Origin of the sequence: Acinetobacter sp. YH12236 (assembly GCF_013417645.1) — a bacterium.
Taxonomy (GTDB): domain Bacteria; phylum Pseudomonadota; class Gammaproteobacteria; order Pseudomonadales; family Moraxellaceae; genus Acinetobacter.
The window spans coordinates 122484-145188 of sequence record NZ_VPDM01000003.1; the positions used below are offsets into that span (position 1 = coordinate 122484).

At 42.8% G+C, this 22705-nt stretch carries 23 protein-coding genes; 14 read left to right on the forward strand and 9 right to left on the reverse strand.

The window, feature by feature from the left end:
* Nucleotides 1–50: 50 nt before the first annotated feature.
* Entirely contained in the window at nucleotides 51–1274 is a 1224-nt protein-coding gene (locus tag FTV14_RS02735; RefSeq protein ID WP_180012227.1) for a CaiB/BaiF CoA-transferase family protein, read from the reverse strand.
* A gap of 345 nt (nucleotides 1275–1619) precedes the next feature.
* On the opposite strand from FTV14_RS02735, the gene FTV14_RS02740 reads away from it, so the two are divergent.
* Entirely contained in the window at nucleotides 1620–2909 is a 1290-nt protein-coding gene (locus FTV14_RS02740) for an MFS transporter (protein ID WP_180053279.1), read from the forward strand.
* 86 nt (nucleotides 2910–2995) lie between these two features.
* Here FTV14_RS02740 and FTV14_RS02745 read toward each other — a convergent pair whose 3' ends face one another.
* Nucleotides 2996–3484: a MarR family winged helix-turn-helix transcriptional regulator gene (locus FTV14_RS02745; RefSeq protein ID WP_034706362.1), complete on the reverse strand. Its 489-nt coding sequence runs from the start codon at nucleotides 3482–3484 to the stop codon at nucleotides 2996–2998.
* A gap of 505 nt (nucleotides 3485–3989) precedes the next feature.
* On the opposite strand from FTV14_RS02745, the gene FTV14_RS02750 reads away from it, so the two are divergent.
* The 4 genes from FTV14_RS02750 to aliA are packed head-to-tail and all read left to right on the forward strand — an operon-like array spanning nucleotide 3990 to nucleotide 8487.
* Nucleotides 3990–4754 carry a glucose 1-dehydrogenase gene (locus tag FTV14_RS02750; RefSeq protein ID WP_159123581.1) on the forward strand — a complete coding sequence of 255 codons (765 nt, stop codon included), beginning with the start codon at nucleotides 3990–3992 and terminating at the stop codon, nucleotides 4752–4754.
* A gap of 58 nt (nucleotides 4755–4812) precedes the next feature.
* Nucleotides 4813–5595 carry a 2-ketocyclohexanecarboxyl-CoA hydrolase gene (gene badI, locus FTV14_RS02755; protein WP_180053280.1) on the forward strand — a complete coding sequence of 261 codons (783 nt, stop codon included), beginning with the start codon at nucleotides 4813–4815 and terminating at the stop codon, nucleotides 5593–5595.
* A 12-nt stretch (nucleotides 5596–5607) separates the two neighbouring features.
* Nucleotides 5608–6765 (forward strand): cyclohexanecarboxyl-CoA dehydrogenase, encoded by a 1158-nt coding sequence (gene aliB, locus FTV14_RS02760; protein WP_180053281.1) that lies wholly within the window; start codon nucleotides 5608–5610, stop codon nucleotides 6763–6765.
* A gap of 54 nt (nucleotides 6766–6819) precedes the next feature.
* A complete protein-coding gene (gene aliA / locus FTV14_RS02765) occupies nucleotides 6820–8487 on the forward strand; it encodes a cyclohexanecarboxylate-CoA ligase (protein ID WP_166138724.1) in 1668 nt (555 codons plus the stop codon).
* A 100-nt stretch (nucleotides 8488–8587) separates the two neighbouring features.
* Here aliA and FTV14_RS02770 read toward each other — a convergent pair whose 3' ends face one another.
* From FTV14_RS02770 to FTV14_RS02780, 3 genes are all read right to left on the reverse strand, one after another.
* Complete coding sequence (locus FTV14_RS02770; protein WP_166138729.1) at nucleotides 8588–9265, reverse strand: type 1 glutamine amidotransferase domain-containing protein; 678 nt, start codon at nucleotides 9263–9265, stop codon at nucleotides 8588–8590.
* Between the two features lie 173 nt (nucleotides 9266–9438).
* Complete coding sequence (locus tag FTV14_RS02775; protein WP_166138732.1) at nucleotides 9439–9603, reverse strand: hypothetical protein; 165 nt, start codon at nucleotides 9601–9603, stop codon at nucleotides 9439–9441.
* A 227-nt stretch (nucleotides 9604–9830) separates the two neighbouring features.
* Nucleotides 9831–10700 (reverse strand): SDR family oxidoreductase, encoded by an 870-nt coding sequence (locus FTV14_RS02780; RefSeq protein ID WP_159123576.1) that lies wholly within the window; start codon nucleotides 10698–10700, stop codon nucleotides 9831–9833.
* A gap of 378 nt (nucleotides 10701–11078) precedes the next feature.
* On the opposite strand from FTV14_RS02780, the gene FTV14_RS02785 reads away from it, so the two are divergent.
* From FTV14_RS02785 to FTV14_RS02795, 3 genes are read left to right on the forward strand one after another with little or no spacing between them, the layout of a single operon-like run.
* Complete coding sequence (locus FTV14_RS02785) at nucleotides 11079–12302, forward strand: efflux RND transporter periplasmic adaptor subunit (protein ID WP_180053282.1); 1224 nt, start codon at nucleotides 11079–11081, stop codon at nucleotides 12300–12302.
* Nucleotides 12299–13522, forward strand: a complete 1224-nt coding sequence (locus tag FTV14_RS02790) for an ABC transporter permease (RefSeq protein WP_159123574.1) — start codon at nucleotides 12299–12301, stop codon at nucleotides 13520–13522. The genes FTV14_RS02785 and FTV14_RS02790 overlap by 4 nt, the downstream gene beginning before the upstream one ends.
* Nucleotides 13515–14246 (forward strand): ABC transporter ATP-binding protein, encoded by a 732-nt coding sequence (locus FTV14_RS02795; RefSeq protein WP_159123573.1) that lies wholly within the window; start codon nucleotides 13515–13517, stop codon nucleotides 14244–14246. Before FTV14_RS02790 ends, FTV14_RS02795 begins: the two co-directional genes overlap by 8 nt.
* 63 nt (nucleotides 14247–14309) lie before the next feature.
* On the opposite strand, the gene FTV14_RS02800 is transcribed toward FTV14_RS02795, so the two are convergent.
* On the reverse strand, nucleotides 14310–14621 hold the full coding sequence (locus FTV14_RS02800; RefSeq protein ID WP_125278654.1) for a metalloregulator ArsR/SmtB family transcription factor: 312 nt from the start codon (nucleotides 14619–14621) through the stop codon (nucleotides 14310–14312).
* Between the two features lie 99 nt (nucleotides 14622–14720).
* Here FTV14_RS02800 and FTV14_RS02805 point away from each other — a divergent pair, with 99 nt between their 5' ends.
* The 6 genes from FTV14_RS02805 to FTV14_RS02830 all read left to right on the forward strand — a co-directional run bounded on the left by FTV14_RS02805 (nucleotide 14721) and on the right by FTV14_RS02830 (nucleotide 19787).
* Nucleotides 14721–15137, forward strand: coding sequence for a YeeE/YedE family protein (locus FTV14_RS02805; protein ID WP_034170880.1), 417 nt, complete (start codon nucleotides 14721–14723; stop codon nucleotides 15135–15137).
* Nucleotides 15138–15554, forward strand: coding sequence for a DUF6691 family protein (locus FTV14_RS02810; RefSeq protein WP_125278655.1), 417 nt, complete (start codon nucleotides 15138–15140; stop codon nucleotides 15552–15554).
* 2 nt (nucleotides 15555–15556) lie between these two features.
* Complete coding sequence (locus FTV14_RS02815; RefSeq protein ID WP_180053283.1) at nucleotides 15557–16432, forward strand: MBL fold metallo-hydrolase; 876 nt, start codon at nucleotides 15557–15559, stop codon at nucleotides 16430–16432.
* Between the two features lie 118 nt (nucleotides 16433–16550).
* Entirely contained in the window at nucleotides 16551–16976 is a 426-nt protein-coding gene (locus tag FTV14_RS02820; protein WP_180053284.1) for a hypothetical protein, read from the forward strand.
* A 38-nt stretch (nucleotides 16977–17014) separates the two neighbouring features.
* Nucleotides 17015–18907, forward strand: a complete 1893-nt coding sequence (locus FTV14_RS02825) for a copper resistance system multicopper oxidase (RefSeq protein WP_180053285.1) — start codon at nucleotides 17015–17017, stop codon at nucleotides 18905–18907.
* Nucleotides 18894–19787 carry a copper resistance protein B gene (locus FTV14_RS02830; RefSeq protein ID WP_180053286.1) on the forward strand — a complete coding sequence of 298 codons (894 nt, stop codon included), beginning with the start codon at nucleotides 18894–18896 and terminating at the stop codon, nucleotides 19785–19787. The genes FTV14_RS02825 and FTV14_RS02830 overlap by 14 nt, the downstream gene beginning before the upstream one ends.
* 378 nt (nucleotides 19788–20165) lie before the next feature.
* Here the strand turns inward: FTV14_RS02830 and FTV14_RS02835 are convergent, their stop codons facing one another.
* Genes FTV14_RS02835 through FTV14_RS02845 form a run of 3 tightly spaced genes read right to left on the reverse strand, consistent with a single transcriptional unit; the run spans nucleotide 20166 to nucleotide 22664 of the window.
* Nucleotides 20166–21725 carry a PepSY domain-containing protein gene (locus tag FTV14_RS02835; protein ID WP_180053287.1) on the reverse strand — a complete coding sequence of 520 codons (1560 nt, stop codon included), beginning with the start codon at nucleotides 21723–21725 and terminating at the stop codon, nucleotides 20166–20168.
* Nucleotides 21726–21728: 3 nt separating this feature from the next.
* Complete coding sequence (locus FTV14_RS02840) at nucleotides 21729–22007, reverse strand: hypothetical protein (protein WP_159123564.1); 279 nt, start codon at nucleotides 22005–22007, stop codon at nucleotides 21729–21731.
* Between the two features lie 45 nt (nucleotides 22008–22052).
* Complete coding sequence (locus tag FTV14_RS02845; RefSeq protein ID WP_180053288.1) at nucleotides 22053–22664, reverse strand: DUF4198 domain-containing protein; 612 nt, start codon at nucleotides 22662–22664, stop codon at nucleotides 22053–22055.
* Nucleotides 22665–22705: the final 41 nt, after the last annotated feature.

The window sequence follows — 22705 nt, forward strand, 5'->3', positions numbered from 1 at the left end:
GTCAAAATAAAAAAGGAATCTTTCGATTCCTTTTTTTATTGCTGAGCAGTTTAGCGCTGCTGGATGACTTTTTTACTTTTCAGCTCTTCCATTTCAGCAGGGCTTAAATACTGGCTCAAGATGGCGTCGGTATCTTCACCCAGACACGGTGGTGCTTTTTTATATTCTACCGGGGTCTTGGAAAGTTTAATCGGCGAACCAATCGAGGTGTAATCGTCACGTAGAGTATGCGGCATCTGAATGACCATTTCACGCGCCAGAACCTGTTCTTCTTCCAAAGCCTGTTTCAGGTTATTGATCATGCCCACTGGGACTTTGACTGCATGAATAAGATCTACCCAGTGTTTTGCCGGTTGAGAATAGAAATGCGCCTGCAGAAGGGTGGTCAGTTCTTCACGATGTGTAACCCGGCCTGAATTTTTCAAGAAACGCGGATCTTCTGCCACTTTGGTCAAACCCACGGCCTGACACAGCGCTTGAAATTGCAGGTCATTCCCACAGGCAATAATGAACTCACCTTCCTGTGCTTTAAACACCTGATAAGGCACAATATTGGCATGGGCATTTCCGAAGCGGCCAGGGACTTTACCTGAGGTCAGATAATTCATGGCTAGAACAGAGAGGGAAGCGACCTGGGTATCCAGCAGTGCCATATCAATATGCTGACCTTCACCAGTTTTTTCACGGGACAATAAAGCAGCTTGAATCGCAATTGCAGCATATAAGCCAGTGGTCAGATCAGCAAAGGCTAGACCTGCTTTTTGCGGACCACCCCCTGGAAGGTCATCACGTTCACCCGTAACACTCATCATACCGCCCATACCCTGAACAATGAAGTCATAGCCTGGTTCTTGCGCACGCGGGCCATTCTGGCCAAAGCCGGTAATTGAACAGTACACCAGACGCGGATTTATCTGGCTCAGACTTTCATAATCCAGACCATATCTTTTCAACGAACCCGCTTTATAGTTCTCAATCACTACATCACTCTGTTCTGCGAGTTTCTTGATAATGCGTTGACCTTCCGGAGTAGATAAATCTACGGCAACTGAATGTTTACCGCGATTGGCTGAAAGATAGTAAGCCGATTCATGGGTATCTTCCTGCTGATTATTTTTAAGCCAAGGTGGCCCCCAGATGCGTGTGTCATCTCCATGATCAGGCTTTTCAATTTTAATCACTTCTGCACCCAGGTCAGCCAAAATCTGGCTACACCAAGGACCAGCCAAAATCCGGCTTAAATCCAGTACACGAAAGCCTGTTAAAGCACCCATCGTTACGCTCCTTGTTCGATGTTATTTAGATTACATGTCATTTTAATAATCGCTTTAAAGCTATATGAAAATGGAAAAACAATCAACTTTACGATACTTAATTTCGTCTAACAAAATAAAACATCTAAAATGATTGAAAAATCATCCTAACTTCTTTAGCCTGATGACGAGAATAAATACGATTCAAAAATAACAGGAAAGGGAAAAGTCTCGGGAATGAGACTATAAGAACAGGAGTAAGTACTGTGCTTTGAAAACGGATCGCGCTTAAAGCGCATGCATACAGAAGTGTGCATACACAAGATCAGAATGAAAAAACCTAAGGATAGGAATAGAGATTTAAATATGACGGAATTAGTAAGAGAACAAGTTTTAGAAAGAGAACTCGCAAAGATAAAACCCACTACCAAACGAACCCAGCAGATTGCCTTTGTCTTTGCCTTTTTGGCACTCCTGGTCGATGGCGCGGACATGCTACTGCTGTCCTTCAGCTTAAACAGCCTGAAAGCAGAATTTGGTTTAAGTAATTTACAAGCCGGTACCTTGGGTAGTTTTACACTGGCGGGTATGGCGATTGGTGGTTTTATTGGTGGCTGGGCTTGTGACCGTTTAGGCCGGGTACGTACAGTCGTTATTTCAATTCTGATCTTTTCAGTATTAACTGCAGCCTTGGGCTTTACCCAAAACTATGAACAGTTCGCGGTACTACGTTTCCTGTCTGCGTTTGGGATCGGGTCTTTATATATTGCAGCCAGTACCCTGATGGCTGAATATGTACCAACCAAATACCGGACTACAATTTTAGGTACCTTACAGGCAGGTTGGACGGTCGGCTATATCGTAGCTACTGTATTGGCAGGTTGGATTATTCCTGAATATGGCTGGCGTACACTGTTTTTTGTCGCGATTATCCCATCCGTCATGGCGATTTTTATCCAGAAACTGGTTCCTGAACCAGAATCGTGGCAGCGTGCAAGATTACTGCGTTTATATGCACCCGCTGAAGAAACCACCAAACAACCTGTTAAGAAAAGTACCATTAAAGAAATCTTTGCAGATCCTGCGAATCGTAAAATGTTTATTTTATGGATTTTTACGGCTGGGTTCCTGCAGTTTGGCTATTACGGTGTAAATAACTGGATGCCGGCTTATCTAGAATCTGAATTACACATGAACTTTAAATCAATGGCGGGCTATATGATCGGGACTTATGTCGCCATGATTTTTGGTAAAGTTCTGGCCGGTTTTGCTGCAGACCGTTTAGGTCGACGCGCCGTTTTCTCTTTTGGCGCGATTGGTACGGCGATTTTTCTACCCGTAATTGTGCTGTTCAACACCCCAGATAATATTGCCTATCTGCTAATTTTCTTTGGTTTCCTATATGGTATTCCATATGCAATTAACGCAACTTATATGACTGAAAGCTTTGCGACGTCAATCCGCGGTACAGCAGTCGGTGGTGCTTATAATGCAGGGCGTATTGGGGCCATGTTTGCGCCTGCGATTATTGGCGCAGCAGCGAGTGGTGGTTCAATTGGCTTGGGCTTCCTGATTATGGGCGGTGCCTATTTCTTGTGTGGTGCAGTGTCTGGGATCTTTATCAAAGATCGTCAATATGACCCACAAAAAGCATAATGATCATTTTAAACAATGATGTTAAAAATGAGCCTCATAAGGGCTCATTTTTTATCTATTTAATTTAAAAATAAGATTTCTATTTTTTATTGGTCTGACTCTTTTTGCAGATGAATACTTTTCAGACCATCATTTACTTTATTGAGTAAATGAATCAGGGTAATCACATCATCAAAAGCCAGTTTATTTAAGGCTTGTCCATAAAACTCAAAAAAATCATCCTGCAGGCTATCCCAGGTCTGAAAACCTTCCGTGGTAAGCGCAACAATTTTGGCACGTCGATCCTGTTCATTGATAACACGCTCTACCAGTCCATCACGTTCCAGTCGTTTTAAGACGGCATCCAGATTTTGTCGGCTTACACCCAGATATTCGGTCAGATCTGAAAAAGACATACCAGACTTAACTTTAGGACGAGACAGGGCACCGAGCACCGCCCAATGCACGGGAGATATTTTTAGCTCATTTAAGCATTTTCGATCCAGACTGTTTCCCACCTGAAACAGCCGGAAAAACAGCCGGTTATGAGCGGAATATAAGGATTGATCATATTTTTTTGACAAAGTATCACTCACTATATGCAACATCCTCAATACTGAAATAGCCAAACGGTGCAAAGTATAACCTATCGCTTTTTCGCATAAATCAGTTTCTTTTATAATTTGTTTTAAAAATCATAGTTTTTTAGTAGAAATCTGCATCTTTAAATCCTGTACTAAGCGATTAAATCATTTAAAAATATCTTTCTTGATATTCACAGTTTCAGTTTGTTCTCTAGCTGAATATCAAGGCAGTCATCTAGCAAACTAAAGAAATAAAACATCCTTCATGAAACAGAAACAGCTTAGTAATAAGCTGGGACTAGATATGGGTTACTCTAAAGATAAAAGTCAATATAGGTCAATACATTGAATAAATAAAATTATTAACTAATTGTTATTTAAATATTTATAAAAATATAAATATTATTTTATGTAAATATATTGACATAAATTCAATCTCTTTCTATTTTAGATAAAACACACCGAATTAGAACAATAGCCGATTAAATTCGACAACGAATAGCGTAGGGATAAAACAATGAAAGGATTAAAAGATAAGGTCGTGATTGTGACAGGCGGTGCTGGCGGAATTGGTTCTGCAACCTGCCGACGTCTGGCTGAAGAAGGCGCAAAAGTTGCCATTTTTGATATGAATCTGGAAGCTGCCGAGAAGCTGGCAAATGAAATTAATCAATACGGTCAGGCGTTAGCAATTCAGTGTGATATTACCCAAAGTGACGTCGTTGAACAGGCAGTCCAAAAAACGGAAGCCGAACTGGGCCCGATCGATGGACTGGTGAATAATGCCGGTTGGGACATTTTCAAACCTTTCATCAAAAGTACGCCTGATGAATGGCAAAAACTCATCCAGATCAATCTGGTCGGTATGCTGAATATGCACTTTGCTGTGCTGAAAGGCATGGTCGAACGTAATTCCGGCAGTATCGTTAATATTGCCTCAGATGCAGCCCGTGTCGGTTCTTCGGGCGAAGCAGTCTATGCTGCCTGTAAGGGAGGATTGCTATCTTTCTCCAAAACTCTGGCACGCGAACATTCACGCCATAACATCAAAATTAATGTGATTTGCCCAGGACCAACTGATACCGCTTTACTTGCAGGCGTGACTGAAGGTGCATCAAATCCAGAAAAATTACGTGAAGCCTTTGTTCGTGCCATTCCACTGGGCCGTTTGGGTCAGCCGGATGATTTAGCTTCTGCGATTGCTTTTTTCTTAAGTGAAGATGCCAGCTTTATTACCGGACAGGTCCTTAGTGTCTCTGGCGGTTTGACCATGAATGGTTAAAGCATCAAATTAATTAACACTAAATTAGACAGATAAAACAGTACAGGACGTAATGAACATGAATTTTGAAGATATCTTATATGAAGTAAAAAACGGTGTAGCCTGGATCACGATTAACCGTCCAGAAAAAATGAATGCCTTTCGTGGTACGACCTGTGATGAACTGATCAAGGCTTTAAATAAGGCAGGCTATGACCGTAACGTTGGGGCGATTGTATTGGCCGGCGCGGGTGAAAAAGCGTTTTGTACTGGTGGTGATCAGTCTGCGCATGATGGTAATTATGACGGTCGCGGTACCATTGGTTTACCGATGGAAGAATTGCATACCGTCATTCGTGATGTCCCCAAACCGGTAATTGCGCGCGTACAAGGTTATGCGATTGGGGGAGGTAATGTACTGGCCACGATTTGTGATCTGACGATCTGTTCAGATAAAGCAATCTTTGGTCAGGTCGGGCCAAAAATGGGTTCAGTCGATCCAGGTTATGGCACAGCATTTTTAGCACGCGTCGTGGGTGAGAAGAAAGCCCGTGAAATCTGGTACATGTGCCGCCGTTATTCTGGTCAGGAAGCGGTTGAAATTGGATTGGCCAATAAATGTGTACCAGCAGATCAACTCGATACAGAAGTTCAGGCATGGGGCGAAGAAATCTGTCAGCGTAGTCCGACCGCAATCGCGATTGCCAAACGCAGTTTCAATATGGATACCGCACATCAGGCGGGGATCGCTGGCATGGGCATGTATGCGCTAAAACTTTATTACGATACTGAAGAGTCTCGTGAAGGCGTGAATGCATTGAAGGAAAAACGTCAGCCTGAATTCCGTAAGTATGCTAAATAAGGAGACTGATCAATGAAAAAGAATCCTTATATCACCGAAGATCTAGAACTTTTAGCTGAAACGGCAGAAAAATTTGCCCAGAAATATGTGGCTCCCGGTTTTCTGGAGCGTGATCAAAGCCGAGTCTTTGATCGTGATCTGGTGAAAAAAATGGGGGAAATGGGCTTTATAGCCCCCGAACTCCCTGAACAATACGGTGGTCAGGGTATGGGCCGACTGGCAGCAGGGATTATCCATGAAGCCATTGCCAAAGCAGACTTAAGTTTTTCCTATATCAACTTGCTGGCTTCTTTAAATGGTCAGATTCTGGCAGAACATGGACAGCCTGAAGTGGTGGAGCCATGGTTAAAAAAACTGACCGCTGGTGAAGCGATTTTTTCTATTGCGTTGACCGAGCCACGTGGTGGTTCAGATGCTGCCAACTTACGTTTAAAGATTGAACGTGATGGCGATGAATATGTCATTAACGGTGAAAAAACTTCGATTTCAGCAGCCGATCAGGCAGATGCTTCAGTGGTCTTTGGCCGCAGCGGTACAAATGAGAGCGGAGCCCATGGTGTTACGGCGCTCTTGGTTCCGATGAATTTACCAGGCATCAGCACCACACGATTTGACTGCCATGGTCAGCGTGCGATTGGTCGCGGTTCGATCTTCTTTGACAATGTCCGTGTACCAGTAAATCATCGTCTGGGCAATGAAAATAAAGGTTTCGTTCAGGTTATGCAGGGCTTTGATTTCTCGCGTGCCCTGATTGGTTTGCAAGTATTAGCGGTTGCACGCGTCAGTCTGGATGAGGCTTGGGAATATGCTGCGCAACGCGAAGCTTTTGGTCAGCCACTCACCGCCTTCCAGGGTGTTTCCCATCCGCTGGCAGAATATGAAACGCAGGTAGAAGCTGCACGCTTACTGTGCCTACAGACCTTATGGCTCAAAGATAACCATCTACCACATACCTCTGAAGCAGGCATGTGTAAATGGTGGGGACCAAAGCTGGCTTATGATGTGATTCATCAATGCCTGTTGACTTATGGTCATGCCGGTTATGACCGTGGTGTGATGGAACAACGCATGCGTGATGTACTAGGATTCCAGATTGGCGATGGCACAGCACAGATCATGAAAACAATTATCGCTCGGCATAAGGCAGGACGTAAGGCTGTACCAGCTTAAGGAAAGTATGCCCCCGCCAAAATAAGACTATTATAAAAAATGAGGAATAAGCGAATGGATTTCGATGCGGTTCTGATCCCGACAAGAAAAGAGGCCATGCTCAAACAGGGACACTGGCTCAATCAAACAATTCTCGATTTTTTACGCAGTGCGGTAGAAAAAAATCCGGACAAAACCGCTTTAGTGAGTTTTAAGGTCGAGAATCAAACTGAACAGACTTTCAGCTACCAGCAGATTTGGGACATGACCAACAAAATTGCGCTGGGCTTGAAACAGTTGGGTATTGAGAAAAATGATGTGGTGTCTTGCCAGTTGCCGAACTGGTGGGAATTTACCTTGCTGTATCTGGCTTGTAGCCGTATTGGCGCCGTATTGAATCCACTCATGCCGATATTCCGTGAACGTGAATTGGAATTCATGCTTAAACATGGTGAATCTAAAGTATTTGTTGTGCCTAAAATCTTTCGTAATTTTGGCCATGAACAGTTGGCCAATCAGCTACACAACAAGCTGGACACCCTAAAACACGTAGTTGTAGTGAATGGGGATGGCGAGAATAATTTTGATCGCCTGTTACTCAACCATGGTCTGGAACAGAATGCTGCAGCCGTTGCTGCACTAGATGGGCTGGAATCTGGCCCGGATGATATTACCCAACTGATCTTTACCTCTGGCACTACAGGTGAACCGAAAGGCGTGATGCATACCGCTAATACCTTGTTTTCCAATATTGTGCCTTATGCCGAGCGACTACATTTAACTGAAAATGATGTGGTATTGATGGCGTCACCGATGGCGCATCAGACCGGATTTATGTATGGCCTGATGATGCCGATTCAGCTCAATACCAAAGTGGTATTACAGGATGTCTGGGATGTATCCAAAGCAGTCGACTTGATTCATCAGCATCAGGTGAATTTCACTATGGCCTCAACGCCATTTTTGAACGACCTGTCCAATACTGTGGCTGAACAGCATGACAAAGTCGATTCACTGAAAATTTTCCTTTGTGCTGGTGCGCCTATTCCAGGACCACTGGTACAAAAAGCTCGGGAGAGTTTAGGGGTCAAAGTGATTTCAGCCTGGGGAATGACTGAATGTGGCGCGGTCACTACTACCTGTCCAGAAGATGACGATGAACGTTCTTTTAATACTGATGGTATTGCCTTACCGGGTGTAGACGTCAAAATTGTCGATAAAACAGGACAGACCAAGCCGGTAAATGAATCTGGTCGCTTGATGATTCGTGCTTGTTCCGGTTTTGGCGGTTATCTTAAACGTGCTCATTTAAATGATATCGATGCAGATGGCTGGTTTGATACGGGCGATATCGCCTATCAAGATGAGAAAGGTTATATCCGGATTTGTGGCCGTAAAAAAGATGTAATCATTCGTGGCGGTGAAAATATTCCGGTCGCAGAAATTGAATCACTTTTATATAAACATCCCAATGTGGCGGTGGTCGCTTTAGTGGCCTATGCAGATGAACGGCTAGGTGAGCGTGCCTGTGCGATTATCAAGTTAAAAGATCAAGCACAGTCTTTAAGTTTTAATGATTTGGTCGATTTCCTGAAAACCCATAATCTGGCAGTGCAATATATTCCAGAACGTTTGGAAATTTGGGACGAGATTCCAATGACGCCATCGGGGAAAATCCAGAAATTTAAACTCAGAGAATTACTGGCCCAGCACATTGCATCAACAGCAGCAGTAGCGAATTAGAATCTCAACATAAAACGAATAAACCCTGATGTGACATCACATCAGGGTTTTTTACCAGCAAATAAGTAACTGGTCTCCAATGACTTATATCTGGATGAAATTATTTTAATAACTTTAACAGCGCCTCAGCCGTTGCAGCAGAAGATGCTGGATTTTGTCCGGTAATTAACAGGCCATCTTGCTGTACATGCACTTGCCAGTCCTCAGCCTTGGAATACTGTCCGCCTTTTTCTTTTAGCGTATCTTCAACTAAAAATGGTACAATATCAGTCAGACCAACACCATCTTCTTCGGTATTACTAAAACCGGTCACTGATTTACTTTCGACGATAGGTCGGCTTTCTGCATTTTTAACATCGCGAAGCACACCCGGTGCATGACAGACAAGTGCCACAGGTTTATTGGCCTGTAGAGTCTGTTCAATTAAGGAAATAGAATTCTGGTCATTGGCCAGATCCCATAACGGTCCGTGACCACCCGGATAAAAGATCGCATCAAAATCCTGATTCAGCACATCACTTAATTTATGCGTATTGGCAAGAGCCTGCATGGCCACTTCATCTGCTTCAAAACGTTTGGTTGTTTCGGTTTGCGCATCAGGTTCATTGCTTTTTGGATCAAGTGGTGGCTGGCCACCGGCTGGAGAGGCCAACGTTACGTCTGCGCCTGCATCAATAAAAGTGTAATAAGGAGCAGCCAGTTCTTCGAGCCAGAATCCGGTTTTTTTACCCGTTTCGCCAAGTTGATCATGGGAGGTTAATACAATCAGAATTTTCATATTTTTCCTTAAAATTATCTTGAATGATTTGATGGAATAACAAAACAGAGGAAAGAATCTGAATACCTAAGGCCATCAGACTTTTTCGATTGCTTAAAAATAAAAGGAATAAAATCTAGATAGTTGAATTGATGCTAAATCAATAGCATCACTTTCCTTGAACTTTGGATAGCTCAGTTTTTCTTTTTCTTGCCACCGCCGTCCTGCTTATTCACAGTCGACCAGGCAATACGCTCTGCTTCGTCTTCAGGACGACCACGATCTTTTTCACTGTCTTCAATATGCTTAGCCTGTCGTTTTTGCTTTTCGGTATAAGCTGATTTATCACCTCTAGACATTTTAGAATCCTCATCAGGTAGAGTCTGAAATCACTATAACAAGGGATGATTTTGGCGCGGGTAATCATCTGTCAGGATTTGTTTGAATTGTTTTATAGCTTTAAGATGAATTTTATAGATATCCATCAAATTCTGTTTTTCAAAGATTCTAAAACTAAAACGTATTAAATATTTTAGAAAAAAGTAGATAACAGCTAGAAAGGCTGTTATCTACTTTCAAACTTTGATTAGCCGTTAATAATACTGCCGCCATTTACATGAATGACCTGACCTGAGATATAGCTGGCTTCTTCACTGGCCAGAAATAAATAGGCAGGAGCGACTTCACTCGGTTGTCCCATACGTCCCATTGGTGTCTGTTTACCAAAATCTTCCAGTTGTTCTTCATCAAAGCTGCTTGGAATGAGTGGTGTCCAGATTGGGCCTGGTGCAACACCATTCACACGAATTCCGGTTTTATTTTTCGCCAGATTGGTAGATAAGCTGCGGGTAAAAGAAGTAATCGCACCTTTGGTGCTTGAATAGTCTATCAGTGTGTCATGTCCATGATAGCTGGTGATACTGGTGGTATTGATAATACTGTCACCTGCCTGCATATGTGGAAGTACCGCCTGAGTCAGATGGAACATGGACAGGATATTGACATTGAAGGTCTTGAATAACTGGTCTGGAGAAATATCGGTAATACTGTCCTGCGGATACTGCACACCTGCATTATTTACCAGAATATTAATGGTTTTAAATTCCTGAAGGGTCTGCTCAACCATTTTCTTGATTTCATCAGGATGCTGTAAATCGCATTGAATCAGCAGACAACGTCGTCCTTCTGCTTCAACCATTTTTTTTGTATCAAGCGCATCCTGATCTTCATCCAGATAGCAAATGGCAATATCGGCGCCTTCGCGGGCAAATAATACTGATACAGAGCGACCAATCCCGCTGTCACCACCTGTAATGAGTGCTACTTTGCCTTTTAATTTATCGCTACCTTTATAATTTTCTTTAATGACTTCCGGATTAGGATCCATTTTAGTCTGGTCACCCGGTTGATGGGCTTGGGTTTCAGTTGAAGCTGGAGTTTCAGGATAGTTATTCATATTTTTTCCATGATTGCTCTTGATGAAAAAATATATTAGGAGCTTTTAGTTGGGATTGAATTAGACTCAACATTTCATAACAGAACCTGTGCAAGATTTAGCATTTATTCATTTAGCTTAAATTGACACTTTAGAACTGCCTGTTTGAGTTATTTAAAATCGACTTCTAGGATGAAATATCGGGTTTATTTGTAGGGAAAAGAGCGATAAGCAGGAATATACCTTCAGTGGATTGCAGCAGAGTTAAGTCGATTTAGGAACCAATCTGCAAAATAAAACCAATAACTTATTTACAACCAAATAAATCTAAAATACACAGCTAGATAAGCTACAAGTATTTCTTTACAACTGCGCTTTTAACCAGAATGGAGAAGCACATTGCGCGCTATCCGCTATAAATATATTGTCCTGATTCTTTTACTTCTGCTCGCTGCATTTGGCGTATTTCGCTGGTGGCAAGGGCCACAAGTCACAGGTTATACCTTAGAGCCGATGCCGCTGGTGCAATCAGTGGTTGCCACCGGGCAGGTGATCACCGTTTCACGTGCTCAAGTCGGTAGTGAAGTAACTGGTGTTGTGCTGGAACGTCGGGTTAAGGAAGGTGATCGGGTCAAACCGGGCGATTTGCTGGTTGTACTTAAATCAGATGAACTGGCAGCTCAAGTTCGTCAGGCAGAAGTCGCATTGAATGAACTGGCAACCAATCGCCGTCCACAAGCCTCAGCAGAATTGGCTTCAGCAAAAGCTCAGCTGGAACAGGCCAGCCGTGAAGCGACGCGCCGTCGCAATGCCGAAGCAGGCATCCTTTCGGCAGAAGAAATTGAACAGGCTGTAGAGGCAGAAAGGGTAGCACGCAATAATTATGAAACTGTGCGTTTAAAAGCAGCTGCACTGGCACCTGGTCAGGTAGAAGAGGCTTCATTACGTGAGCAGCTTTCGGTGGCACAGGCTCAACTGGCTAAAACTAAAATCCGGGCAACTGTTGCTGGAACGGTGCTGACCCGTGATGTTGAGCCTGGCGATCTGGTTCAGCCAGGACGTACCTTATTTACCATTGCAATGGATGGCAATACCGAAATCCGTGTACCACTGGATGAACGTAATCTGTCACGACTGGCGTTGTCCCAGAAAGCGACTGCAATTGCCGATGCTTACCCGGATAAACCTTTCCCAGCCCGGATTAATTTTATTGCACCGAGTATCGATCCTCAACGCGGCACGGTAGAAGTGCGTTTATCGGTTGATCCGGTACCAGATTTCCTGCGTCAGGATATGACGGTATCGGTTAATGTCGAGACAGGTCGCCGTGATCGTACCTTAGCGATTCCGAATGATGCGCTAGGGAAAGTACAGGACGATCAGGCCACCGTATTACTGGTACGTGATAGCAAAATCCAGCGACAAAAAGTGCAACTGGGTCTGCGCGGACTTGCCATGTCTGAAGTGATTTCCGGTTTAAAAGCGGGTGATCAGGTACTGTCAGATGCAACTTCAACTTTAAAAGATGGCACACGAGTTCGATTTAAGCCCGAAGAAATCAACTATGCCGACCAGAATAATGATGCCAGCAATAAAAATGAATTACCGGTGAAATTCGAGTGAAAAAATTACTAGGGCGTCTCTGGATTGAATGGAAGATCGCAATCAGTTTTTTGCGAGAAGGCCGAATGCAGTCTCTGATGATTACAGTGGGTGTTGCTGTAGGGGTGTCTGTGATTGTTTTTATCTCGGCACTGATACAGGGCTTGCAGTCCAATATCATCGAAAGGACTTTAGGGACACAGGCACATATCCGTTTATTGTCTCCCGATGAAGTGAACCAAGTTATACCCGCACCCGCAGGCACTGTGCAGCTGGTTCTAGAAGATAAACGGGCCCAAAGACTACGCTCTATCAATAATTGGCAAGAGGTCGTGACGACCTTGGATCAGGTGCCTTTATTGACAGCTGTTTCTCCAGTAGTTTCTGGACCTGCATTCGCACAGCGCGGTGAAGCTCAGGAATCGGTTGCGCTGGTGGGCATGGATCCAGAACGTTATCAGAAAATAATTCCACTCAAAGAATATATGATCAGTGGGCAGTTACGTGTCGGTGCAGATGATGTAATGATTGGCAGTCAGCTGGCTAAAGATCTGGGTGTACAGGTGGGTAGCAAATTACGATTAGACACCGGTCAGGACAACAGTACTGTCGTAAATATTTCCGGAATTTTTGAACTTGGAGTACGTGAGCTGGATTCGCGCTATGTCTATATGGATTTAAAACAGGCACAGTCTTTACTCAGCCTGCCAGGCGGGATCACTGTAATCGACCTGACGGTAGAAGATATTTTTGAAGCAGAAAATATTGCAACGCAGGTCGGGCGTTTGACTTCCTTACAGGCAGAAAGCTGGATTAAAACCAATGGACAGTTAATGAATGCCATCTCAGCACAAAGTCTTTCAACCAATATGATTATTATTTTTGTGGCCATCTCCGTCGCTTTTGGTATTGCCAGCGTCTTGTCAGTCAGTGTCGTACAACGGACTCGTGAAATTGGCATCTTAAGGGCAACAGGGGCCACACAAAGACAAATCCTGCGCGTTTTCCTGTTTCAAGGCGCAATTTTTGGCTTGTTGGGGTCTATTATCGGCAGTGCAGTCAGTTATTTACTGGTCTGGATCTTTAATGAATTTGGCCCAGGCCTGTTCTATATCCCAATTTCAATCAATCTGCTATTGCTGGCTTTATTGCTGGCCACATTGACTGGTGTAGTGGCAGCGGCTATACCATCCCGTCGTGCTGCGGCACTTGATCCTGTGGAGGCGATTCGTCATGTCTGATTCATCGAATGAGGTTCTGCGGCTGGAAGCACTACGTAAATCCTATAATATTGGTCAGCCCAATGAGGTTGAAGTTCTGCATGGCATTGATTTGTGTATTGAACGTAATGACTTTGCAGCACTAATTGGTCCTTCAGGCTCGGGGAAAAGTACTTTATTGAATATTCTGGGTCTATTGGACCAGCCGACTAGCGGTGAACTGTATCTGCTTGGTCAACCCACCAGCCGTATGGATGACGCTGCACGTACCGCATTACGCGGCAGCAGTATTGGTTTTGTATTTCAGTTTCACCATCTGATTCAAGCTTTTAATGCATTAGACAATGTCCTTATGCCGTTAATGATGGCACATGGAAAGCCTGATCAAAAGGCTCTAGACCGAGCCTATGAACTTCTGGCTGCAGTCGGGCTGGAAAAGTATGCACATCGAAAACCGAATGAGCTTTCCGGCGGGCAACAGCAACGTGTTGCAATCGCTCGAGCACTCATTACAGAACCTGCCTTGTTGCTGGCCGATGAACCGACCGGGAACCTGGATACCCAGACCGCGTCTGAAGTTTTTGAACTGTTTCGTAAAGTAAATAAGGAACAGGGCTGTGCCATTTTGCTGGTGACTCATGATCCGCGCTTGTCTGTTAGTTGTGATCGCACCATCAAGTTAGTTGACGGCCTGATTCAAAGTGATACCAGAACAGCTCCAGCAGATATTCCTGAAAATACTTAATTTTTAAATATTTTAAGAATTTGTATTCTCCAATTATGGATAAATAAAGATTTTTCTTATCACTTAAGCCTTGCAATAAAGCTGATACAAGGTTTGCATCAGGGTAAGTACTTTGGGGTCGGAAAGCTGATAGAAAATCTGCTTTCCTTCACGACGCGTGCTGACCATTTCGGCTTTTCGCAGTACCGTAAGTTGTTGTGAGAGAGTGGGTTGGTGAATATCTGTTTGTAGCTCAATCTGTTGCACATTCATTTCACTATCGACCAGTACACATAGAATTTTCAGTCGGTCAGAATTCGACAACACTTTTAAGCGTTCGCTTACCACATGAGCCTGAGAAAAATCAATACGTGTCTGAGTTTCATCTGCTGTCATATAAAAAACCTGTATTAGTCACACAATATTTAAAAATCGTCTTGATTAATATTTATAATTATATAATATAAAATTATATATTTTAAGTGGAATATGCTCATGCATGACTTTTTGGCAGCGTTTCTCGGTGGATTACTGCTTGGTCTTTCAGTGGTCGGCTATCTGTATGTGAATGGCCGTATTGCGGGCGTGAGTGGGTTGGTTGGGCAGGTACTTAATCGAAAGACAATTTTCAAAACTCCTGCGGTCTGGTTTTTAGCAGGACTATTTATAGTTCCATTTATCTACGGCGTATTGTTTCAGCCAGAAATTGAGCTGAATGCCAGCCCATGGATGATGGTCATTGCCGGTTTGCTGGTTGGTTTTGGTACACGTTTAGGTTCAGGTTGTACCAGTGGACATGGCATCTGTGGGATTAGCCGTCTGTCAAATCGCTCCTTTGTTGCGACCGGGTCTTTTATGCTGGCGGGATTTATCACGGTTTATGTTGTTCGTCATCTGGTTGGAGCTATCTAAATGAAAAATCTATTCGCTTTTCTATTTGGTGGCCTGTTTTCAGTCGGCTTAATGCTCTCAGGTATGTCTAATCCTGAAAAAGTTCTGGATTTTCTGGATCTGTTTGGGGATTGGGATGCCAGTCTTGCCTTTGTCATGATGGGGGCAATTCTGGTGGCTTTTATTCCTTTCCAGAAAGCTAAACATAATCCACATCCGACCACTTTATTTAATGAACCCATTGATTTACCAAAGAATCAAAAGATTGATCCTAAACTGCTGGCGGGTAGTTTATTATTTGGTATCGGTTGGGGAATTGCAGGCATTTGTCCGGCACCCAGTTTTACCCTGATTGGCTTGGGACATTATCAAGCTCTGTATTTTATTGCAGCTATGCTGCTTGGGGTCTGGATTCACCGTAAATGGGCAGGAGTATAAATATGACACAGCAGCCACACGTCAAAGCATTTTTTGATAAAAATACCAATACTTTTAGTTATGTGGTGAGCGATCCTCAAACTGCTCAATGTGCCATTATTGATAGCGTGCTGGATTACGATGCTGCGTCTGCCACCACGTCGACCGAGCATGCCGATCAGATGATTGCTTATGTGAAATCACATGGTTTGACCGTGGAATGGATTCTGGAAACTCATGTACATGCCGATCATCTGACAGCTGCCCCATATCTGAAACAGCAATTAGGCGGCAAGATTGCAATCAGTAAGAAAATTGCGTTGGTGCAGGAAACTTTTGGCAAGATATATCATCTGGACATGAAACAGATCAATGCGCATCAGCCTTTTGATTATCTGTTTGAAGATGGTGAGCATTTCAAGATTGGCGAACTGGAAGTTTATAATATTCCTACACCAGGCCATACACCTGCCTGTTTAAGCTATGTGATTGGTGATGCCGTCTTTGTAGGGGATACACTGTTTATGCCGGACTATGGCACGGCTCGTTGTGATTTTCCAAATGGCAGTGCCTCGGTTTTATATGATTCTGTTCACCAGCTGTTCCAACTTCCGCAAAGCACCCGGGTATTTCTGTGTCATGACTATTTGCCAGAGTCACGTCATGAATATCAATGTGAAACGACGATTCAGCAGCAAAAACACCAGAACGTTCATATCCGTGAAGGGATTAGCAGATCTGAATTTGTACAGATGCGTCAGCAGCGTGATGCAGGTTTAAGTATGCCGAAGCTGATTTTGCCTGCCATCCAGATCAATATGAATGGAGGGCAGTTTCCAATGCCAGAAGACAATGGTGTGTCTTATTTGAAGCTGCCGCTAAATTATTTTAAGAAGTGATCAATTTATCAGGAACAAAATATTAATCTTTAAATTAAGCGCTTATAAAGTTTGCGAATTTTAATATTCCACCCTATGCTATTTGGGTTAACTCATTTTTATATTTTCAGGGTGCATCGTGCTCAGACAGTTCTTTAAACAGATCTGGTTTGTGATGCTTATGGTATTCGCCGTAAGCTGGAGCGGCATGTCGATTGCTTCAGCAAAAACGATGCATCTGGAAACGTCAGCCAAGCAGATGAGTTCCGATTGTCAGGAAATGGCAAAAATAGAGAAGTTACATCGCCAGCATCAAGCTATGCATGGTTCTGCTCATGATATGAGACAGGACATGAATTGCCACTCCGACTTAAATGACCATAAAGATGTTTGTCCAGATTGTATTTATAGCTCTTGCCATAGTCTGAGTAGCTGGATCGATGTGGAAATCTCGAAGTTAACTCTTCCTGAGATTCATGCCTTAGAAACCACTTTTATCTCTAATTATCAAGCCAAGCACCTTGCCGGGTATTGGCAGGAAATTCTGCGCCCACCTAAAGCTTAATCCTCGTTATTAATATTTCAAAAATCAAGGATTAAGTTATGTCGATTAAAATTAGTCAAAGCCTGTTATTGGGCTTAAGTTTAGTGATCTCGTCTTCATTATTGGCTGCTGTAAAAGAATACCAGCTGGTTATTGAAGAAGGTCCAGTCAATATCACCGGTAAAACCGTACAACGTATTACAGTGAATGGAAAATTTCCTGCACCTTTACTGGAATTTGAGGAAGGTGATGAAGCTGTTATTCGCGTCAAAAACAAGCTAAAGAATAAAGAAAGCTCTCTTCATTGGCATGGTTTATTGCTACCCGGTCTGATGGATGGTGTCCCGGGTTTTAACGGGTTTCAGGGCATTGCACCCAATCAGGAATTTGTCTATCGCTTTAAAATTCGTCAGAGTGGAACCTACTGGTATCATGCCCATTCCAAGGGGCAGGAACAGGACGGCCTTTACGGCGCCTTTGTAATCTATCCCAAAAACCAGGCGGAAGTTCCTGCACATGAGCAGACCGAGCGTGATTATGTGGTCATGCTTTCAGAATTTCATGAGCAGTCCGGCCAGCAGATCATGAATAATTTAAAAAAATCTGCCGAGTATTATCAAAATCAGCGTGAAACTCTGGTCGATGTTTTTCAGCAAATCAAACGGGATGGACTTAAGGCCACCTGGAATGATCGCAAAATGTGGAATCAGATGCGCATGCTGAAAACCGATCTGTCTGATGTAACCGGCTATACCTTTCTGGTGAATGGAAAAACGCCTGAACAGAACTGGATGGGACAGTTTAAACCAAATGAAAAAGTGCGATTGCGTTTTATCAATGCCTCTGCCATGTCATTTTTTGATGTGCGTATTCCACAGTTGAAAATGACGGTGGTCAGTGCAGACGGACAGCCTGTCAAACCTGTAGTTGTCGATGAATTCCGCATTGGTGCCGCAGAAACCTATGATGTGATTGTGGAGCCCACTGCGGAACATTATCAGATTGAAGCTGAATCGATTGACCGTTCCGGTTTTGCGATTGGCAGCTTACAGAATGAGTTAAAGCCAGTTCATCACGCCATACACAAACCTATATCCCGTCCTCGTGCCTTATTGACCATGGAAGATATGGGACATGGCAATATGCAGGGTGAAGCACACGAGCAGATGAATCATCAGAATCATGCTAGCCATGACATAAATGTTAAAAAAGATACTGAACATTCGATGATGGGACATAAGCAGCATGCATCAGCCAAAATTATCGAACAAGGAGAGGACAATCATACCGAGCATTCAGATACTTCATCCGCTATAGATCATGTGAATCACTCAAATATGACCGGGGATATGCAACATGAAAAAGATGCCAAAACTTTTACGCAGCAACCAGTTTACGGCTGGGCCAATGCCTCTACACCGGTAGGGCATAAAGCTTTGCAATATAGCGACCTCAAATCTTTAACTCCGCAAAAAGATATTCGCGACGCAGAAAGCGAATTGGTGATTCGTTTAGGCGGCACCATGGAACGGTATATCTGGACCATGAACGGCAAGAAATTTAATGAAGCAGAGCCGCTCAAAGTGAAATTTGGGGAACGGATCAGGCTGAAATTTATCAATGACAGTATGATGGCACATCCGATGCATTTACATGGCATGTTCATGCAGCTCGAAAATGGCCAGTTTGCAATAGATATGCCGAATAAACATACAGTGATTGTCCCACCTGGAAAAACCGTTACGACTTTGCTGACTGCAGATGAACTAGGTGAATGGGCGATTCATTGTCATCTGTTGTATCACATGACTGCCGGAATGATGAATAAACTGATTGTAGCAAATGTTCAGGAAAATGACGTTTCGACTCAGAATACTGTGCGGGAAGAGCATTCCCATCATCACATGACAAAACCAGTAGAAAAACAAGGAGATGCTCATGTGCACCATTAATCTTTGTTTGAAGCCTGTTTTGGCTAGTGTATTGGCGTTGGGAAATATGACTGTTTTTGCCGAAGATATATCTCAACAGCATGCTGATCATTCGATGCATCATCAACAATCACTCCAATCGTCAGAGCATCATTTAACTTCAGCAGCACTGGAAGTTACTGAAAATTTAATTCCAGATTCAGCTTCAACCTATTCCAGCGAACATGATCATCGCAAGGAACATGGAGGGCAAATTTATACGCGGGTCAAACTGGACAATAAATGGATCAAAAACTCAGAAGGTGAGGGAGGCTTACAGTCTGAGAATGAGCTTCGGATTGGCACGGATGAAAATAAACTGTTCATTAAACTCAAAGCTGACAAGCAGGAATCCAGAGCAACAGAATATGCAGTCCAAGCTCTGTATAGCCGGAATATTTCAGATTTCTGGGATGCTCAGGCGGGTCTTCGCTACCGTCAGGAAAATTTGGGTCAGCCTAATGCTGGGCAAAATATTGAACATGTAGATGCAATATTTGGATTCCATGGGTTGGCGCCGTATTTCTTTGAAACCAATGCACATCTGTATCTTGGTCAAGATGATTTTATCGGACTTGAGCTAGAAACAGAACGTGATCTGCTACTCACACAAAAACTGATTTTGCAGCCTTATGTTGAAGTTGACCTCATTTTGAAGGATAAAGCAGCCAATGCTAAAAAGACTGGAATAAGTCATGCAGCATTAGGTCTGGAAACTCGTTATGAGATCAATAAAAAGATCATGCCTTACCTTAATATTGCTTATGAATATTCCAAGGGCAACGAGAAAACTTCATGGCAGGACGCATCTGATTCTGAACAGGGCGGGCGTTATGGAATCGGTTTAAGAGTGATGTTCTAAACAGATATCTATATAAGCTAATATTTATGAGGCGGAAAAATCATTTTCTCGCCTCATATACTCAGCTATATTTTATTCTTAAGGCCTTTATAAACTTTTAAATTTTTCTTTGTTTTAAATTATTTATCTTCAGAATAAATATAAATACGATTGGACTTATAAAAACCCAAAGTGCCATAAAGCTAATACTACTACTGAATTGAGTTCGTAAAAGGGACAATACCAATAGTAAAAGACTGCCTGAGATCAATTTAACGATGACCGGATAACTCACAAGAAAAGAATATCGAGACTGTCTGGTTTTTAAAATCTGTTTTTCACTCACTGCATAAAAACCAAAACAGGCCATCCAGATCAGTCCTACTATTGCCATCCATATCATGAAGAAGACTCCTGCTGTGCAGTTTTAAGCTTGGCCTGAATTTTATGAACAGCTTTTTGCTGGATAGGTGTAATTTTCTGATGTAGGAAGTAAGCGAGAAGTGCCAAGATCCAGAGCATCAGATCGATACGCAAAAACAGCCAATAGTTCGCAAAAGAATCCAGATAATGCTGGGACCACAAATAATACAGGTCGATGAGTGGAAGCATAAAAGCGGCACAGATGAGAATTTTAAGCTGCGTTTTCCATAAATGCTGTTGTGGCGTTAAACAGGCCAAGATAAAACTAATCAGCCAAATACTAAAGAAGATATAGATTTCATAATTTGTGGTGCCCACAGGAATGTGAATCAAACGGTTTGCATAAAGATAAGCCAGCATGGCAATAGGTAAACCAATTATCATGGTGATATTCAGACGATTCACCAGATAATATCCAAAGTGAAAACGATCCGATTTTTTCTGCATCTGTCGTTTCAGGCTCCAGAGCAATAATCCGGAAGCGATCATGGCACAGCCTAATATGCCTGAGAAAAATAGGGCTAAACGTAAAACAGGTTCGGCAAAACGTGCCATATGCAAACCATATACTCCAGCATTCAGGGTAGCAATTGCACTGTCATTACGGGTGTTTTCAAGCAATTTGCCTGTCGTCGCATTGAATACGAGTTGTGCCTGATTGCGGGTAATAGAATGATCTTTCAATTCGGTTAAGGTAATCTTTGCCAGCTGGGTATTCGGCTGCTTCACGGTAATATTGTCAAATTCTGATTTTCCCCAGTGCTGCTGCGCCGTAGTGATAAAATGTTGAATCGGTAACATCTCCGTTTTAATGGGCACAGCAGAGGGAGCAAGCACATTTTTGGTTCGGATTTCTTCAAAATATTGAAATGGATTTTCTGGATATAGCTGCTTCATGCCAGAAGGCAAAACAATATAAAAGAAAATAGCCAGTCCAGTAAAAGTCATAGTTAAAAAGAACGGTAGCGCAATGACGGAACTGACATTATGAAAATCCAGATAGGAACGTTGTCCTTTAAAAGCTCTCAGAGTAAAGAAGTCGGTCAGAATTTTTTTATGAGTAATGATTCCGGAAATCAGGGTCATCAACATGATGAATGCAGCAATGGTGACAATCAGACGGCCAATGGTATAAGGTACGCCATATAGCTGAAAATGAAAGTTATAGAAAAAATCTCCGCCCTGTGTAGCCGAAAGCGTTAATTCCTTACCTGTCATAGCATCCAGGGTTTTAAGTTGATAAGCACCCTCTGCAGTTTGCCAATAAATTTTATTAACCGGTAAATCATGATTTGCTACCCCGATATACCAGTTCTGTGCATCAGGTGCATGTTGCTGTAAATAGCTATAAGCAGTTTTTAAAGCTGTTTCCTGGTTCACCTGCATCATGACAAATTGTGGCTGCATCCACATTGTAATTTCATGGCGATAATAGGTAACCGCACCTGTTAAAAAGATCGCGAAGAGGAGCCAGCCAAAACTTAAACCTAGCCATGAATGTAGCCATGCCATAGATTGACGGACAGATTTATGCATGGTTTAACCTATGAAGCGGGAAATGACAAATAAAACAATGAGAGGAATCAGGCTATAGACTGAAAGTGTTTTAAGATTTTGGATACAGAAGATTCCAATCACAAAACAGACATAAAAAATCAGGGCAATAAAGGCAGCCAGATAAACCGATTCAGCTTTGGGTAAACTCGCCTGTAAAAAATAGGCCAGATCGAGAGCAATCAGATAACTACATAAATAACCAATACCAAAGCTCATGCCTAATCGATACAGGATAGCAAGTGGCTGAAGGGTAGAAATCATGGAAAGGCCTTTATATGAATCTGTATAAATAAATATTGAGGCAACTTAATGCACGAAGCTTAAGGTCGTGACCAGGTACTGTTTCTTATACACTTGCTGATTCAATTTTCCTGTCTTGTCTACTTCTTGACTCACCTCTAGTACATATTGACCCTTCCATGGCGTAGCAATATTAATTTGGCCATGCTTGTTGGTCGTATAGTTTTTAAGCCAGTGCTGTGGGGAATAGACAGTCACTTTGACATCCGCAGCGGGTTTACCCTGATACATGACTGTAAAAGTATTACTGTTCGGTTGAACCGGTACGATATCCAGTTCTGACTCTGCTTTCAAGTTTTGTCTGCCGGATTTGGCATGATAGCTCAGCAATGATTCTCCATAGATCAATTCATGACTGAGTTGGACATCTGTCTGGCCTTGGGTGGCATAGAGCAAATGATCCTGTTGCATTTGAGGACTAAAGGTCTTTCTAGACTGAATGGCCTTTGCCTGATTGAAAGACTTTAAGGCACCTTCTTGAGTCTCTTTGAGCTGTTCACTATATTCACCAAAGAATGCATGTGTTTTTGCATCTGAAGCACGTTCTAGCCAAAGCATATGGGCCTGAGCAGAAAGGGTCATTGACAGTCCAATTGTCAAAGTAATGATTTTTTTCATGAATTTTACCTGATTATTGTTTACATATAAGAAAATGAGCT